Raw genomic sequence first — 1103 nt, 5'->3', positions numbered from 1 at the left:
GCGCATGCCCGAGGACCAGCGCGCCTTCGCGCGCATCCTCGGTCGCACCTTCGCGATCAGCGCGGTCGTCACGCTGTGCTGCCTGCTGCTCGGCTACCCGCTCGCGTGGTGGCTGTCGACGCTGCCGGTGCGCCAGGCCAACGTGCTGATGATCCTGGTGCTTGTGCCGTTCTGGACCTCGATCCTGGTGCGCGTGGCCGCCTGGATCGTGCTGCTGCAATCGCAAGGGCTGGTGAACCGCAGCCTGATGGGCCTGGGCCTGGTCGACGAGCCGCTGCCGCTGCTGTTCAACCGGCTGGGCGTGGTCATCGCGATGACGCACATCCTGCTGCCCTTCATGATCCTGCCGCTGTACAGCGTGATGAAGAGCGTGCCGCCGACCTACGTGCGCGCGGCGGTGTCGCTGGGCAGCCCGCCGCTGGCCGCCTTCTTCCGCGTCTACGTGCCGCAGACCTTCCCGGGCATCGGCGCCGGTGCGCTGCTGGTGTTCATCCTGGCCATCGGCTACTACGTGACGCCGGCGCTGCTGGGCGGCGCGGACGACCAGATGCTGAGCTACTACATCGCGCAGTACACCAACGTGAACATCAACTGGGGCATGGCCTGCGGGCTGGGGGCATTGCTGCTGTCGGCGACGCTGGTTCTCTATGCCGTGTACCGTCGCATCGTCAAGTCTGAACTGAGCCTCGGATGAAGCTGCCTGCCCTGCCGGTGTTCCCGGCCTACGCAACACCGCTCGACAAGGCCGGCTGGTGGGCCGTGCGCATCGGCTGCGTCGGCGTGCTGGCCTTCCTGCTGCTGCCGATCCTGGTGATCATGCCGCTGTCGTTCAGCGACAGCTCCTTCCTGGCCTACCCGATCCCGGGCTGGTCGCTGAAGTGGTACCAGAACCTCTTCACGTCGCCCGAATGGGCGCGCGCCGCGAAGAACAGCTTCATCGTCGCGCCGGCCGCCACCGTCATCGCCACCGTGCTGGGCACGCTGGCCGCGGTGGGCCTGGCGCGCACCGACTTCCCGTTCAAGGGCCTGCTGATGAGCCTGCTGATCGCGCCGATGGTGGTGCCGATCGTCGTGGTCGGCGTCAGCACCTACCTGTTCTTCGC

2 protein-coding genes are annotated in these 1103 nt (G+C 67.6%); both read left to right on the top strand.

The window, feature by feature from the left end:
* Nucleotides 1-694 (top strand): ABC transporter permease (locus AC1D01_RS35945; RefSeq protein ID WP_477874483.1); only part of this gene is annotated, 694 nt, incomplete at its 5' end.
* On the top strand, nt 691-1103 hold a 413-nt coding region (locus AC1D01_RS35940), incomplete at its 3' end, for an ABC transporter permease (RefSeq protein ID WP_477874481.1). The genes AC1D01_RS35945 and AC1D01_RS35940, both read left to right, overlap by 4 nt.

Source organism: Rhizobacter sp. P3_B12, assembly GCF_056402895.1.
This window is presented reverse-complemented; position numbering and strand designations above follow the sequence as displayed.